Origin of the sequence: Pantoea sp. T14, assembly GCF_036663535.1 — a bacterium.
In the GTDB taxonomy this organism is placed as follows: domain Bacteria; phylum Pseudomonadota; class Gammaproteobacteria; order Enterobacterales; family Enterobacteriaceae; genus Pantoea; species Pantoea phytostimulans.
Genome location: NZ_JAWUEB010000027.1, coordinates 918,035 through 931,741, shown reverse-complemented (window position 1 = coordinate 931,741; position 13,707 = coordinate 918,035). Strand labels below are relative to the sequence as shown.

15 protein-coding genes, 1 pseudogene and 1 other annotated feature are annotated in these 13,707 nt (G+C 51.1%); of the genes and pseudogenes, 4 read left to right on the top strand and 12 right to left on the bottom strand.

The annotated features are described in order from the left end of the window. Window positions 1-27: 27 nt before the first annotated feature. Together SC127_RS22435 and SC127_RS22430 are read right to left on the bottom strand one after the other, a co-directional pair. The gene (locus SC127_RS22435; RefSeq protein WP_215846683.1) at window positions 28-201 is read right to left on the bottom strand and encodes a hypothetical protein; all 174 of its coding nucleotides are present in this window, start codon (window positions 199-201) and stop codon (window positions 28-30) included. 71 nt (window positions 202-272) lie between these two features. Then, window positions 273-569, bottom strand: coding sequence for a YciI family protein (locus SC127_RS22430; protein WP_215846684.1), 297 nt, complete (start codon window positions 567-569; stop codon window positions 273-275). Between the two features lie 203 nt (window positions 570-772). Between SC127_RS22430 and tonB the strand changes: the two genes are divergently transcribed. Beyond that, window positions 773-1,528 carry a TonB system transport protein TonB gene (gene tonB, locus SC127_RS22425; protein ID WP_332628272.1) on the top strand — a complete coding sequence of 252 codons (756 nt, stop codon included), beginning with the start codon at window positions 773-775 and terminating at the stop codon, window positions 1,526-1,528. Between the two features lie 152 nt (window positions 1,529-1,680). Here tonB and yciA read toward each other — a convergent pair whose 3' ends face one another. The 4 genes from yciA to SC127_RS22405 form a co-directional block, all read right to left on the bottom strand. Continuing rightward, window positions 1,681-2,103 (bottom strand): acyl-CoA thioester hydrolase YciA, encoded by a 423-nt coding sequence (gene yciA, locus SC127_RS22420; RefSeq protein WP_215846685.1) that lies wholly within the window; start codon window positions 2,101-2,103, stop codon window positions 1,681-1,683. 69 nt (window positions 2,104-2,172) lie between these two features. Next, window positions 2,173-2,709 carry a septation protein A gene (locus SC127_RS22415; protein ID WP_243077822.1) on the bottom strand — a complete coding sequence of 179 codons (537 nt, stop codon included), beginning with the start codon at window positions 2,707-2,709 and terminating at the stop codon, window positions 2,173-2,175. Between the two features lie 56 nt (window positions 2,710-2,765). After that, window positions 2,766-3,500, bottom strand: coding sequence for a YciC family protein (locus SC127_RS22410; protein ID WP_243077823.1), 735 nt, complete (start codon window positions 3,498-3,500; stop codon window positions 2,766-2,768). A 27-nt stretch (window positions 3,501-3,527) separates the two neighbouring features. Continuing rightward, window positions 3,528-3,944, bottom strand: a complete 417-nt coding sequence (locus SC127_RS22405) for a YkgJ family cysteine cluster protein (RefSeq protein WP_215846687.1) — start codon at window positions 3,942-3,944, stop codon at window positions 3,528-3,530. A gap of 254 nt (window positions 3,945-4,198) precedes the next feature. Between SC127_RS22405 and ompW the strand changes: the two genes are divergently transcribed. Further along, window positions 4,199-4,831: an outer membrane protein OmpW gene (gene ompW, locus SC127_RS22400; RefSeq protein WP_243077824.1), complete on the top strand. Its 633-nt coding sequence runs from the start codon at window positions 4,199-4,201 to the stop codon at window positions 4,829-4,831. A gap of 53 nt (window positions 4,832-4,884) precedes the next feature. Here the strand turns inward: ompW and SC127_RS22395 are convergent, their stop codons facing one another. From SC127_RS22395 to SC127_RS22370, 6 genes and pseudogenes are all read right to left on the bottom strand, one after another. After that, window positions 4,885-5,199, bottom strand: coding sequence for a BON domain-containing protein (locus tag SC127_RS22395; protein WP_215846688.1), 315 nt, complete (start codon window positions 5,197-5,199; stop codon window positions 4,885-4,887). 144 nt (window positions 5,200-5,343) lie between these two features. After that, entirely contained in the window at window positions 5,344-6,147 is an 804-nt protein-coding gene (gene trpA, locus SC127_RS22390; protein WP_243077825.1) for a tryptophan synthase subunit alpha, read from the bottom strand. Beyond that, the gene (gene trpB / locus SC127_RS22385) at window positions 6,147-7,337 is read right to left on the bottom strand and encodes a tryptophan synthase subunit beta (RefSeq protein ID WP_332628209.1); all 1,191 of its coding nucleotides are present in this window, start codon (window positions 7,335-7,337) and stop codon (window positions 6,147-6,149) included. Before trpB ends, trpA begins: the two co-directional genes overlap by 1 nt. Before the next feature lie 47 nt (window positions 7,338-7,384). After that, entirely contained in the window at window positions 7,385-8,746 is a 1,362-nt protein-coding gene (gene trpCF, locus SC127_RS22380) for a bifunctional indole-3-glycerol-phosphate synthase TrpC/phosphoribosylanthranilate isomerase TrpF (protein ID WP_332628207.1), read from the bottom strand. Between the two features lie 2 nt (window positions 8,747-8,748). Further along, window positions 8,749-10,342: pseudogene (gene trpD, locus SC127_RS22375) on the bottom strand (bifunctional anthranilate synthase glutamate amidotransferase component TrpG/anthranilate phosphoribosyltransferase TrpD). Next, window positions 10,342-11,904, bottom strand: coding sequence for an anthranilate synthase component 1 (locus tag SC127_RS22370; protein ID WP_332628205.1), 1,563 nt, complete (start codon window positions 11,902-11,904; stop codon window positions 10,342-10,344). Before SC127_RS22370 ends, trpD begins: the two are co-directional and overlap by 1 nt. A gap of 23 nt (window positions 11,905-11,927) precedes the next feature. Beyond that, window positions 11,928-12,032, bottom strand: a sequence feature (Trp leader region). A 154-nt stretch (window positions 12,033-12,186) separates the two neighbouring features. On the opposite strand from SC127_RS22370, the gene rnm reads away from it, so the two are divergent. Both rnm and SC127_RS22360 read left to right on the top strand, forming a co-directional pair. Then, window positions 12,187-13,071 (top strand): RNase RNM, encoded by an 885-nt coding sequence (rnm, locus tag SC127_RS22365; RefSeq protein ID WP_215846695.1) that lies wholly within the window; start codon window positions 12,187-12,189, stop codon window positions 13,069-13,071. Window positions 13,072-13,083: 12 nt separating this feature from the next. Next, on the top strand, window positions 13,084-13,704 hold the full coding sequence (locus tag SC127_RS22360; RefSeq protein ID WP_215846696.1) for an L-threonylcarbamoyladenylate synthase: 621 nt from the start codon (window positions 13,084-13,086) through the stop codon (window positions 13,702-13,704). Window positions 13,705-13,707 lie beyond the last annotated feature (3 nt).

Here is a 13,707-nt window from a genome sequence, read left to right as displayed (position 1 = left end):
AAAAAGCCGCACGATGCGGCTTTTTTATTAATGTCCGGTCATCACTAATTTTAGGTTGACCAGCTGTAGCGCGGCGGCAAGAACAATCAGCATGACAATCAAATGCTTTCTACGCTTCCAGCCATGTTTGCGCCACAGCATAATCGCTGAGCCAATCAGTACAGCAATAACCAACAGCAGCGCCAAAATAACCATTTGCATAATGCAGAGCCCAATCAAAAAAAATGGCTTCTGCGCTGATGCTCAGAAGCCATTTTTATATAATGCGGAAATTAAAAAACGCGTTTGAACGGCTTTACCGCAACGTTCTTATATACGCCTGCGGCAATGTAAGGATCATCTTCAGCCCAGGATTGAGCGGTTTCCAGTGATGGAAACTCAGCAATAACCGTTGAACCCGTAAAACCCGCTACACCCGGATCGTTGCTGTCAACAGCGGGCATGGGTCCAGCAATGATCAGGCGACCTTCTTCATGCAGCAGTTTCAGGCGTGCGAGATGTGCAGGGCGCACGGCGTTACGTTTTTCCAGTGAGTCGGCATTGTCTTCTGCATAAATGACGTAAAGCACTTGGTAGCTCCGATTAATTCTTCTGAATTTCGCAACACGTTAAGTGATCGTTAATCAGAGTGCAAACGAAAGAAGAGATGCGCAACTTTAGTGAGCATCCAGGGTTTAAAAAACGCTTTTCTTTCAACCTGGCTGCAGCAGTTATTGAAACTGATTGCTATTTGCATTTAAAATCGCTGCTTCACTCAATGACTGCGATTGTTATGACCACGCTGACTATGCCATTACCAAAACGCACGCCGATTTCCATGTTACTTTCCGTTGCATTACACGGCGCGGTGATTGCAGGCGTCCTGTATGCCTCGTATAACCAGGTTATTGAAGTTCCTAAGGCGTCGCAGCCGATCAGCGTAACGATGGTGGCTCCAGAAGTGCAGCCTGAACCGGCACCTGCTGTTGTACAACCGCCACAACCGGAACCGCAACCTGAGCCAGAGCCTGAACCGGTTCCTGAGCCACAGCCTGCGCCGGAACCGCCTAAGCCTGTGCCCGTTCCCATTCCTAAGCCCGAACCGAAGCCGAAGCCGAAACCTAAGCCAGAGCACAAACGCGAGCAGCCGAAGCGCGAAGTGAAACCGCGTCAGGAAAGCAAACCGCAGGCGAATCCCTTTAAGCAAGAGACGCCGACAACACAAACTAAGCCGACTACTGCACCTAAAACGAATCCTGCGCCGACACAATCGGTCTCAAATGGACCCAAAGCGCTGAATGTCAGCAAACCTGCTTATCCCGCACGTGCTTTTGCATTACGTATAGAAGGGCGCGTTCGTGTGCAGTTTGATGTGGATAGCGATGGCCGCGTTGATAACATCCGCGTGCTCTCAGCGGAGCCGCGTAATATGTTTGAGCGAGAAGTGAAGCAGGCGATGAAGAAGTGGCGTTATCAGAGTGGTCGTCCGGGACAAAATTTGACCATGAATATCGTGTTCAAAATGAACGGTGGCGCAAGTATCGAATAACCGTTCTTTATTGAGGATGGGGTAATGTGGGGGATGTCCGACAGTTAACGCGTTTTTCTGTTAACCATCGGACTCACCTTCCCAGACTCGGACGTTGAGAGTTTTCAACCTTATCCGTTAGATTTCGCCAGCACAGTTTATTTCAACGTCACTCAGGCATGGGGCTGCTGATTGGCTCGGCCTTGCGGCAGCGGACGAGAGTTTCCTTCATTATCCACCGCAACATAAATAAACACCGCTTCCGTCGCGCAATATGTCTGGCCAATCGGTTCTGACGAGACTTTCTTGATCCATACCTGAACGTTAATCGTCATGGAGCTGTTGCCAGTGCGAATGCAATTGGCATGGCAGCTCACGACATCTCCCACAGCGACCGGCTTGAGGAACGTCATACCGTCCACACGCACTGTCACTACGCGTCCTTCTGCAATTTCCTTAGCCAAAATTGCGCCGCCCATGTCCATCTGCGACATGAGCCAGCCACCAAATATATCGCCATTGGCATTGGTATCCGCCGGCATGGCTAAGGTACGCAACACCATTTCGCCTTGCGGCAACTTATGCTTATCGTCCATTGCTTCAGTTTCTTATGCAGGTGATGGCGGCAGGCGCCAAAAATTGCCCGGCGCGTACCGGGCGAATCATTATTTTTGTTCTTGCGGCATCTGTCGCCAGATGTAGAGTCCGCTGAATAAGGTAAACAGCAGGGTAAGGCCGGTCAAACCAAACACTTTAAAGTTAACCCAAACTTCCTGAGGCAACCAAAAGGCCACATAAATATTTGCCAGGCCGCAAATCAGGAAGAACATCGCCCAGGCAACATTCAAGCGACGCCAGATGGGGCCAGGAAGCTGCAGTTCTTTCCCTAACATGCTCTGGATCAGCGGTTGTTTCATGAAAAATTGGCTAAACAGCAATGCCAGCGCGAACAGGCTGTAAATCACCGTTACTTTCCATTTAATGAACTCATCGTTATGGAAAACCAGGGTCAATGTGCCAAACACTGCAACCAGCACAAAGGTAAAGATAGTCATTTTCTCTAGCTTGCGATACAGCACCCAGCTAACAACCAAGGCTAAGCCTGTCGCAACGATCAGCGCGCCGGAGGCGACAAAGATGTCGTACATCTTGTAGAAAACGAAAAAAACCACCAAGGGAAGAAAATCGAGTAACTGCTTCATAGTCATTCCAGTAAAGGCAGAGGCGTTAGTTGATGCGCCCGCAGGCGCACCCACAATTAACGTAACAGCATATAGAGCCGGTACAGGTAGATAATCAAGACAACGGAAACCAGATTGCCCACTGCGGTCAGCATTACTGAAGTTACATTTACCGGCAGCACGGTCAAAGAGGAGAAGAAGAACATAACCGCGATTTTTGCCAGCAGCCAAAGAATAATAGCCGGAGCAATGAGCTTCATATTCTGCCACGCCATACGCATGCTGGCGCGCATAGACGCGAATACACCCATTTTTTCACTGGCTAACATCACAGGTGCCAGCGAAAACAGAATCGCAAAAATCACGCCCGGGATTAAAACCACCATGAAGCCGAGTTGAACCAGCAAGGTGATGAGGAAGGTTTGCAGTATCAGCTTCGGCAGCAGCGGTGCAGAGGCACCAATTGCACGTAAGGCGCTAACGCGTTGACCGGAAGAGACCATAGGGATCAGGCACAGCATGCCACCTAACAGCAAGGCGTTGCCCACCAGCGCGGCAAAGGTGCCCGCGGCGGAAGCGCGAAGTAATACACGCTGCTGTTCGGGTGACATATTCTGAACCATGTCAAACAGAGAAGTGGCGCTGGAATCGCCTTGTTGCAAAATCGCCAATTGATCTTCACCGGGCGTCATCACGTGCGCCAGCATGACCGTGATAAAAGCGGTCAACAGCGACATCAGCACGACAGTTAATAACTGGTGGCGAAAAAAATTTCCAGTGTCACGGTATAACGAGCTTGCCGTGATAGACATGTACACTCCTTGGAGAAACCGGGTTGATTAACCCGGCGATTGTACATGTTCTGGCAGCTCGCTGGCACCCGCCGCGGCATAACTTTCTGTCATCACAGGTAAAGATGGGTGAAAAAGTGCTGGAAGACCGTGACGCGCTCTGGCGCGATCGCAGGCTTCGTTCCACTCACCATTTTCACCGGACATGGCAAACTCTCGACAAGGTGTTGGCCGCTGTTCATAAATACCGCAAGAAACGCACCCGCCGATTTCACCCTCTAACGCGATACAGCGTGGTGTACGCGTATTGGTGCCGATCATGTTGCGCATCAACAGGCTGAGAGGTTCAGTTAATTCAGTGGGCACAACGCCGCCCGCGTCTTGAGCTTCAGCCCAGTAAAAAGAGACACGGAAGTGGGCGCAACAGGCGCCACAGCTGATACATGGATTTGTTATTTCGCTCATTTGATCGCCAGCTACTCCTGAGCATCGAACCAAAATCACCAGAGAAGATAAGCAAAATAAGCGGGGGCAAATTTTTCAGCAAGCTCTATTTTCAACATCATGGCTCCGTCTAAATTGATCTAAATCAATCCTTTGTTTTTTAAGCAAATTAGTCGAAATGATTTGGATGCATTTTTCAAAAAATCGCGTTAAACCTTTGCCGACAAATAAATGACAACATCTTCCCACCATTAAAATTTTGCAAAGGAGCGACCATGAAACTGGCAAAATGCGCGATGCTACTGACTCTGGTATTACCTCAACTGGCACTGGCTCATCAGGCTGGCGATTTTTTTATGCGTGCAGGCAGCGCAACCGTACGACCAACCGAAGGATCGGATAATGTGCTGGGCATGGGATCATTCTCCGCCAGCAATGATACGCAGCTTGGCCTGACTTTTACCTATATGGCAACGGATAACATTGGCGTGGAACTACTTGCAGCGACGCCGTTCCGCCACAAAGTGGGTTTGGGACCAACCGGCACGTTGGCCACGGTGCGCCAGTTGCCGCCAACGCTGATGGCGCAATACTATTTTTTTGACAGCAAAAGCAAAGCGCGCCCCTATATCGGCGTAGGTATTAACTACACCACGTTTTATGATGCCGATTTTAATAACACTGGACGCGATGCCGGTTTAACTGATTTGAGCGTTAAAGATTCGTGGGGTATGGCGGGACAAGTTGGATTGGATTACCAGATTAACCGCGACTGGATGCTGAATGCTTCGGTGTGGTACATGGATATTGATACAGAAGTGAAGTTTAAAGCAGGCGGTGAGCAGCAGAACATTAATATGCGTATCGATCCTTGGGTATTTTTCTTCGGTGCGGGTTACCGTTTCTGATAAAAGAAAAAAGGCCGCTTTTCATAGCGGCCTTTTTAGTGGTGAACAATGTGCTATTTAATTTGCATGTTATTCACAACAGATTTCACACCCGCTACGCTTCGCGCCACTTCTACCGCACGATTCGCCATTTGTGGCGAACTCACAAAACCGCTCAGCTGAACTTTTCCTTTGAAGGTTTCTACATTGATTTCAGTGGATTTCAGCGAGTCATCTTTCAAAAGCTGACCTTTAACTTTAGTCGTTACCACAGTGTCATCAATATAACCGCCGGTGCCTTCTTTAGTTGGTGTCGGCGCACAGGCGCTCAGTGTCAGCGCAACCACACTCGCAATCAACGCACCTGTCAGCACTTTAAACCATTTCATTGCTTCTCTCCCTGTCACAAAGGTGATGCGACGTTACCATAACGGCGCGAGTTAATTGTGGTGCAAGAATTCAATAATGGGCAACTGCGAGGAGATAAAAAGAGAAAGAAATCATGCCTTACCGCACGATAAGGCATGATTTTGTTAGCGGCTGGCTGCTTTCAAATTGCTGACGAACGCTTTGAGCTCGCTCAGCATCACGTCAGGTTGTGCATGATTCTTTTCGATGATCTTCACAATCGCCGATCCGGAGATAGCACCCGCTGCACCTGATGCAATGGCTTCTTTCACCTGACCAGGTTCAGAGATACCAAAACCCTGTAAAGGCGGGGCCGCATTGTATTCACGCAGTTTGGTGATCAGATGATGCAGCGGCAGGCTGGCGCGATTCTCAGCACCGGTTACGCCGGCACGTGACAGCAGATAAGTATATCCACGGCCATGTGAAGCGATTTCACGCAATAAATCATCGCTGGCGTTTGGTGGGCAAATGAAGATTGGCGCAACATTATGGCGCAGGGCGGCCTGACGGAAGGGCGCAGATTCCTCAACCGGCACATCAGCAACTAATACAGAATCCACACCAGCTTCTGCACAGCGTGCATAAAACGCATCAATACCATTCGCAAACACCAGGTTGGCATACATCAGTAAGCCAATAGGTAAGTCGGGATATTTTTGACGAATGCTTGCCAACATTTCGAAACATTGAGCCGTCGTGGTACCCGCAGCGAAGGCACGCAATGTTGCGTTTTGAATTGTCGGGCCATCAGCCAGCGGGTCGGAAAAGGGAATGCCTAACTCCAGCGCATCTGCACCGCCTTCAACCAGCGCATCAATTACGCGCAAAGAGAGTTCAGGTGACGGATCGCCCAAGGTGACGAAAGGAACAAAAGCACCTTCTTTGTTCGCTGCCAGACGCTTGAACAGTTGATCATAACGTTCCATCAGATTTCTCCCTGCGCTGTCAAAATATCATGAACGGTGAAGATGTCTTTGTCGCCGCGACCGGAAAGGTTGACCACAATAAGCTGCTCTTTTTCAGGATCAGCCTGAATAATTTTCAGTGCATGCGCCAGCGCGTGTGACGATTCCAGTGCGGGGATAATGCCTTCGGCACGACACAACTGTTTAAACGCAGCCAGGGCTTCATTATCAGTGATGGACACGTAGTCGGCACGGCCAATGCTGTTCAGGTGTGCATGCTGAGGGCCAACGGACGGGAAATCGAGACCGGCAGAAATCGAATACGACTCTTCAATCTGTCCATCTTCTGTCTGCATCATTGGCGCTTTCATACCGAAGTAAATGCCAACGCGACCATGTTTCAGCGGAGCACCGTGCTCGCCGGTTTCAATGCCGTGTCCTGCTGGTTCAACGCCAATTAACTTCACGCTGGTATCATCAATGAAATCAGCAAACATACCGATAGCGTTTGAACCGCCGCCCACGCAGGCGATCACAACATCTGGCAAGCGGCCTTCTCTTTCAAGGATCTGCTTTTTAGTCTCTTCACCAATCATGCGTTGGAATTCACGCACAATAGTTGGGAAAGGATGAGGGCCAGCAGCGGTGCCCAACATGTAGTGCGCGGTTTCATAGCTACCAGACCAGTCGCGCAATGCTTCGTTACAAGCATCTTTTAGGGTCGCGGATCCGCTGTGAACAGGGATCACTTCCGCACCCATCAAACGCATACGAAAGACGTTAGGCGACTGACGCTCGACATCTTTGGCACCCATGTAAATGCGGCATTTCATGCCAAGCAGTGCACAAGCCAATGCCGAAGCTACGCCATGCTGCCCGGCACCGGTTTCGGCAATAATTTCGTTTTTACCCATGCGCTTCGCTAACAGCGCCTGACCCAGAACCTGGTTAGTTTTATGCGCGCCGCCGTGCAGCAGATCTTCACGCTTCAGGTAAAGACGCGTTTTGGTGCCTTTAGTCAGGTTTTTACACAACGTTAACGCTGTGGGACGTCCCGCATAGTTCTTCAACAAATCGGTGAATTCAGCCTGAAACTCAGGGTCTTTTTGCGCGTCAACAAACGCTTCTTCCAGCTGGCGCAAGGCTGGCATCAAGATTTGCGGTACATACATACCGCCAAATTCGCCAAAATAGGGATTCAGTAACGTCATTTTTTCATCTCTCTTTTTCTGACCCGCAGCAACGCGGGTCCGGCAAATCAATAGGCGCGAAGCGTCTGGAACACGGCCGCAATTTTGCTGGCATCTTTAATCCCCGGCGAACTTTCCACGCCAGAGTTAAAGTCGAGACCCGCACAACCTTGTCGTGCCGCTTCAACGCAGTTGTCAGCACTTAATCCGCCTGCCAATAATACATTATCGAGCTTTTGGTCTTGCAAAAGTGACCAGTCAAAGCGCTGGCCGCTGCCGCCGTTTCCATTATCAAAGACATAGCGATCAACATGTGGCCAGTCGCGTTCCGGTAAAGCACCTTCAATACGCAACGCTTTCCAGATTTTCACGGATGCAGGTAAGGCTTGCCGTAATTCAGCGACGTAAGCACGGTCTTCATCGCCATGAAGCTGAATCGCAACCAGCTGTAACTCTGCTGCTTGCGTGACAATGTCACTAATTGCAGCGTTGCGATAAACACCTACATAGCTCAGTGGTGCGCCTGCTATCACCGTTTTTGCTTTGACGCTGTCCACATAACGTGGCGAGCTTTCAACGAAAATCAGACCACCAAAAATCGCACCGGCTTCGTACGCAGCGCGCGCATCTTCAGCTCGCGTCAGCCCACAGACTTTATTGCTGCCCAGCGTGACGCGACGCACCGCGCTTTGTAAATCATCTTCTTCCATCAGGGCAGAACCGATCAGGAAACCATTAGCAAAATGACTAAGCTCACGAATATCGGCGTAGCTGTTAATACCCGATTCGCTGATGACAGTTACGCCATGCGATAAACGTGGCGCCAGTTGGCGAGTCCGATTGAGATCAATCGACATATCACGCAGATCGCGGTTATTAATACCCACCACTTTGGCTTCCAGCGCAATGGCACGCTCCAGCTCATCTTCGTTGCTGACTTCCGTTAGCACGCCCATTTTCAGGCTGTGCGCTACCGCGGCGAGCTGACGATATTGATCATCGTCCAGCACCGATAGCATCAGTAAAATGGCATCTGCCTGATAGTGACGGGCTAAATAAATTTGATACGCATCGATAATGAAATCTTTGCACAATACCGGCTGAGTAATCGCTGCGCTAACAATGGGCAGGAAAGCAAAATCACCCTGGAAGTATTTTTCATCGGTTAATACCGACACGGCAGAAGCGTAATGACGATAAACGCCTGCAATGGCTGCCGGATCAAAATCAGCGCGAATCAAACCTTTAGAAGGTGATGCCTTTTTGCATTCTAAAATAAAGGCAGTACGCGCTCCTTGCAGTGCATCGTAGAAATTACGCGATGCCAGTTCTACGCTGTTTTGAAAGCTGGACAGCGGCTGCTGCTGCTTACGCGCTTCAACCCAAACCGCTTTATCCTGAACAATTTTTTCTAACACTGTACCTTGCATGGTTATCCTCTTGCTGCCAGAGCGACCACGCGCTCGTAAGCCTGCCCGCTACGGATTGCGGCGAGCGCACGCTGTGCATTTTCACGCAAATCTTCATTGCCAAATACTTTGAGCAGCATAGCCACATTCACGGCAACGGCTTCCTCGTGGGCCTGCTCGCCATTACCCTGGAGTAAACGTGTAAGAATGTCACGGTTTTCTTCCGGCGTGCCGCCTGCCAAGGCTTCCTTGGGATGGAAGCCGAATCCAAAGTCTTCTGGCGACAGCAGGTAACGCGTAATTTCGCCATCACGCAGTTCCGCTACGTGCGTTACATCATGCAGCGCCACTTCGTCCATGCCACCTCCATGAACCACAGCGGCACGCTGGTAACCCAATACTTTTAATGTCTGCGCAATAGGAAGCACCAGCTCTGCGCTGTAAACCCCAATCACGGCCAACGGCGGGCGCGCGGGATTGATCAGCGGGCCGAGCACATTAAACAGTGTGCGGGTTTTGAGCTGCTGGCGAACCGGCATCGCATGGCGGAATCCAGTGTGATATTGCGGAGCAAACAGGAAACAAACGTTCAGATCATCCAGCGCTTTACGCGCCTGCTCAGCAGGCATATCCAGATTAATGCCAAATGCAGCCAGCAGATCGGATGAACCCGACTTGCTGGAGACGCTGCGGTTGCCATGCTTCGCCACTTTCAGTCCACAGGTCGCGGCAACAAATGCGCTGGCGGTAGAAATATTAATGCTGTTGCTGCCGTCACCGCCGGTGCCAACGATATCGGCAAAGGCATAATCGGGACGCGGGAAGGGTTTAGCATCTTCCAGCAAGGCCGTTGCGGCACCCGCAATCTCCTCTGGCTTTTCGCCGCGAACTTTCATCGCGATGAGCGCTGCGGCTAACTGTGTTGGCTCGAGCTGCCCGGTAATGATTGCGCTGAATAGCTGATGGCTTTCAGCCTGATTTAGCGTCTGCGCCTGGTAAAGTTTTTCCAGAATAGTATGCATTTTGTTCTCCCTGTTACTTCGCCAGCGCCCAAGCCAGCGTCTGCTCAAGCAGACGTGCGCCTTGAGTAGTCAAAATGGATTCAGGATGGAACTGGAATCCGCAAACACGATCTGCATCGTGGCGCACTGCCATCACCATGCCGTTAAAGCTGGCGTTGACCGTTAATTCGTCGGGTGTGTTGCTGCCAACCAACGAGTGATAACGCGCCACTGGCAGCGGATTGCTCAGGCCAGAAAACATCGCTTCACCGTCATGCGTGATAATGGATGCTTTGCCGTGCAGGATTTCGCCCGCCTGGCCCACGTGTCCGCCATAGGCTTCCACAATGGCTTGATGACCGAGGCAAATGCCAATAATCGGCAGGCGACCCCGCAGCACACGAAGCAGCTCAGGCATGCAACCGGCATTTTTCGGTGCGCCCGGGCCTGGTGACAACATCAATACCGGGTTCTCCATACGCTGCAGATGGTCGATCAGCAATTCTGCAGGTAGGTTGTTGCGATAAATCACCACGTTGTGACCGAAAGTCCGCAACTGGTCGACGAGGTTATAGGTAAATGAGTCGATGTTATCGAGCAGCAGAATATCGGCCATCAGAAAATCTCCTTGCAGTGATGGGCTGTTGCAATGGCGCGCAACACCGCGCGGGCTTTATTGCGGCTTTCATCCGCTTCAGCTTGGGGATTGGAATCCAGGACGACGCCAGCACCGGCTTGCACGGTGGCAACGCCGTCTTCAACGTAGGCAGAGCGAATCACAATGCAGGTGTCTAAGTCGCCGTTAGCGGTGAAGTAACCCACTGCGCCGCCGTAACTGCCACGACGTGAGCCTTCCGCAGCGGCAATGCGTTGCATCGCGCGGACTTTTGGCGCGCCGCTTAGCGTGCCCATATTCATACAGGCGCGATAGGCATGCAGCACGTCAAGATCCTCGCGCAATGTGCCCACAACGCGTGACACTAAATGCATCACAAAGGAATAACGATCGACTTTAGTCAGATCGGCGACATAGCGGCTGCCGGGCACGCAGATACGCGCTAAATCGTTACGCGCCAGGTCAACCAGCATCAGATGCTCAGCCAACTCTTTATGGTCGGTGCGCATTTCAAGCTCAATGCGGCTGTCGAGATCGCGATCCAGCGAACCATCAGCATGACGACCCCGCGGGCGCGTCCCGGCAATCGGGTAGATTTCAATCTGGCGTGAAGTTGCGTCATATTTCAGCGAACTTTCCGGCGATGCGCCAAATAGCGTGAAATCCTGATCCTGCATGAAGAACATGTATGGGCTGGGATTACTGCTTTTCAGCGTGTCATACGCTGCCAGCGGCGACGGACAAGGCAGCGAGAAGCGGCGCGAAGGTACAACCTGGAAAATCTCGCCAATGCGAATCGCTTCCTGCATGTCGCGTACCACTTCGCAATATTCTTCGTCACTTTGATTAGTGTTCAGCGTCATCTGTTCAACAGATTGAACCGGTAACGGCGCTGCTGGCTGCAGCATTTGGCCATGCAACTGTTCAATACGCCCTTGTAGGCGTTGGAATTCGCTGGTGGAGGGGCTGAACAGGCTAGCCTGCAAACGTGCGCTGCGTTCCTGATGATCCAGCACTAAAAGGGTTTCAGCTAAATAGAAGCAGTAATCAGGACAGCGCTGATGACTTTCCAGTTCGGGGAGTTCTTCAAAGCCAGCCACTAAGTCGTAAGCAAACAGACCGCCCAGCAGCAAAGCTTCACGTTCATCGGCGGGTGCGTTCACCAGTTGAGGAATCAAACGCAGCGCATCGAATACGGAAAGCGCCTGTAAGCGGGAGTCTTCATCTTGCAGCGCTTCTGTGGTGGGAAAGGTTAAAACTCGTCCATCGGGGCGCGCTTCAATCTTCACGGAGTCCGGTAGCACGGCATCCAGCAGCGGCAGCAGCGCGCGGCCATTTTCCGAAAGCGCTTGTAAGGTGACGTTATTGCCAAGCGCACTGATACGCAGGGCGCTGTCAACGATCAGCAAGCTTTTTAGGTTACGTTTACTGTCGATATCCGCAGATTCAAGCAGCAAGGTTGCCGGGCGTGCGCCGCATAACTGATGAAACACTGCGGCCGGATCTTCGCGATAGGGCGCGGTGCCGGTAATCAACTTCACTGTAGGTTTCGCATTTGGCATGATGAATTCTCTGAATTTCGCTCGAAAAAAAGCCCGCTCGGTGGCGGGCTCAGGTATCTGCACAGCGTTTACGCTAGTTGTGCACGACGACGTCGCCCGTATCTGGGAACATCGCGCCACCAACCGTTTAAAAGCGTATGAACAACAGCCATGATTAAATACCCGTTACGTGTGAACTTGTGTACTAGTTAACGGGTTCATGGCTTAAATGTCAATACACTTTTTCTCTGACCGCCAAAATCGTTATCATGCTGGCCAGTTTAGATTTTTACTGGAGTTAGCTTGAGCGATATCGCCCGTTTCCCTATTTATGATTTACACAGCCACACGCGGGCATCTGATGGCTTTCTCACGCCGCAGGCCCTTGTGCAGCGCGCTGTTGAGATGCGTATTGGCGTTTTAGCAATTACGGATCACGATTCAGTGGGCGGCGTTACGGAAGCGCAGCAGGTGGCTATTGATCAAGATTTGCCCATCAAAGTTGTGGCTGGCGTTGAGATTTCAACAGTGTGGGAGAATCATGAAATTCATATTGTCGGACTCAATATTGATATTCACCATCCAGTAATGAGCACTTTTTTGGCTGCACAGCACGATCGCCGTCAGACACGTGCCGAACATATTGCGGAACGACTGGAAAAAGCACAGATTCCCGGCGCGCTGGCGGGTGCAACGCGTTTGGCGGAAGGTGGCGTGATCACGCGTGGCCATTTTGCCCGTTTTCTGGTTGAACAAGGACGGGCGGATAATTTTGCGCAGGTTTTCAAATCATATTTGGCGCGCGGTAAAACCGGTTATGTCCCGCCACAATGGTGTACAATTGAACAAGCTATTGATGCAATTCATCATTCTGGTGGTTGTGCCGTGCTGGCTCATCCCGGACGTTATGGACTGTCCGCAAAATGGCTTAAGCGCTTAGTCGCTTATTTTCGCGATGCCGGCGGTGATGCGATGGAAGTTGCACAGTGCCAGCAAGCACCTAATGAGCGCACACAGCTGGCGCAATACGCCAGAGATAATGGGTTAGCTGGTTCACAAGGTTCTGATTTTCATCAACCCTGTCCGTGGATTGAATTGGGACGCAAATTATGGCTGCCCGCAGGCGTCGAGCCGGTCTGGGAACGTTTTCCGGCTTTGGCACCTGCATCTGATTGCACGGAAAGGTGACACGAGGTTTCTATGAGTCAATTTTTTCATATCCATCCTGACAATCCGCAGCCTCGCCTGATTAATCAGGCCGTGGAATATCTCAATAAAGGCAGCGTGATTGTTTACCCCACCGATTCTGGCTATGCCTTGGGGTGTCGTTTAGAAGAGAAGGGCGCAATGGAGCGCATTTGCCGTATTCGTCAGCTGGATGGCAATCATAATTTCACCCTGATGTGCCGTGACTTATCTGAATTATCAGTCTATTCACAGGTCGATAATTCCGCGTTTCGTCTGCTAAAAAACAACACGCCGGGGAATTACACCTTCATCCTGAAAGCCACCAAAGAAGTTCCGCGCCGCCTGATGAGCGACAAGCGTAAAACCATTGGCCTGCGCGTGCCGTCAAATCCAGTGGCTCTGGCGCTGCTTGAAGCGTTAAATGAGCCAATGATGTCGACCTCTTTGATTTTGCCAGGCAATGATTTCACCGAATCAGACCCAGAAGAGATTCAGCACAGCATTGGCAAATTGGTCGATCTGATTATCGATGGAGGAACGTTGGGGCAGCAGCCAACCACGGTCGTTGATTTGACGCATGATGCGCCTGAGATCATCCGCGAAGGCGTTGGCGATACCCGTCCGTTCCAGTAATTT

Excerpts from the sequence above, each read along its gene's own strand:
- SC127_RS22435 (WP_215846683.1), bottom strand. The coding sequence starts at position 201 with ATGCAAATGGTTATTTTGGCGCTGCTGTTGGTTATTGCTGTACTGATT.
- tonB (WP_332628272.1), top strand. The coding sequence starts at position 773 with ATGACCACGCTGACTATGCCATTACCAAAACGCACGCCGATTTCCATG.
- yciA (WP_215846685.1), bottom strand. The coding sequence starts at position 2,103 with ATGGACGATAAGCATAAGTTGCCGCAAGGCGAAATGGTGTTGCGTACC.
- SC127_RS22415 (WP_243077822.1), bottom strand. The coding sequence starts at position 2,709 with ATGAAGCAGTTACTCGATTTTCTTCCCTTGGTGGTTTTTTTCGTTTTC.
- SC127_RS22410 (WP_243077823.1), bottom strand. The coding sequence starts at position 3,500 with ATGTCTATCACGGCAAGCTCGTTATACCGTGACACTGGAAATTTTTTT.
- SC127_RS22405 (WP_215846687.1), bottom strand. The coding sequence starts at position 3,944 with ATGAGCGAAATAACAAATCCATGTATCAGCTGTGGCGCCTGTTGCGCC.
- ompW (WP_243077824.1), top strand. The coding sequence starts at position 4,199 with ATGAAACTGGCAAAATGCGCGATGCTACTGACTCTGGTATTACCTCAA.
- SC127_RS22395 (WP_215846688.1), bottom strand. The coding sequence starts at position 5,199 with ATGAAATGGTTTAAAGTGCTGACAGGTGCGTTGATTGCGAGTGTGGTT.
- trpA (WP_243077825.1), bottom strand. The coding sequence starts at position 6,147 with ATGGAACGTTATGATCAACTGTTCAAGCGTCTGGCAGCGAACAAAGAA.
- trpB (WP_332628209.1), bottom strand. The coding sequence starts at position 7,337 with ATGACGTTACTGAATCCCTATTTTGGCGAATTTGGCGGTATGTATGTA.
- trpCF (WP_332628207.1), bottom strand. The coding sequence starts at position 8,746 with ATGCAAGGTACAGTGTTAGAAAAAATTGTTCAGGATAAAGCGGTTTGG.
- SC127_RS22370 (WP_332628205.1), bottom strand. The coding sequence starts at position 11,904 with ATGCCAAATGCGAAACCTACAGTGAAGTTGATTACCGGCACCGCGCCC.
- SC127_RS22360 (WP_215846696.1), top strand. The coding sequence starts at position 13,084 with ATGAGTCAATTTTTTCATATCCATCCTGACAATCCGCAGCCTCGCCTG.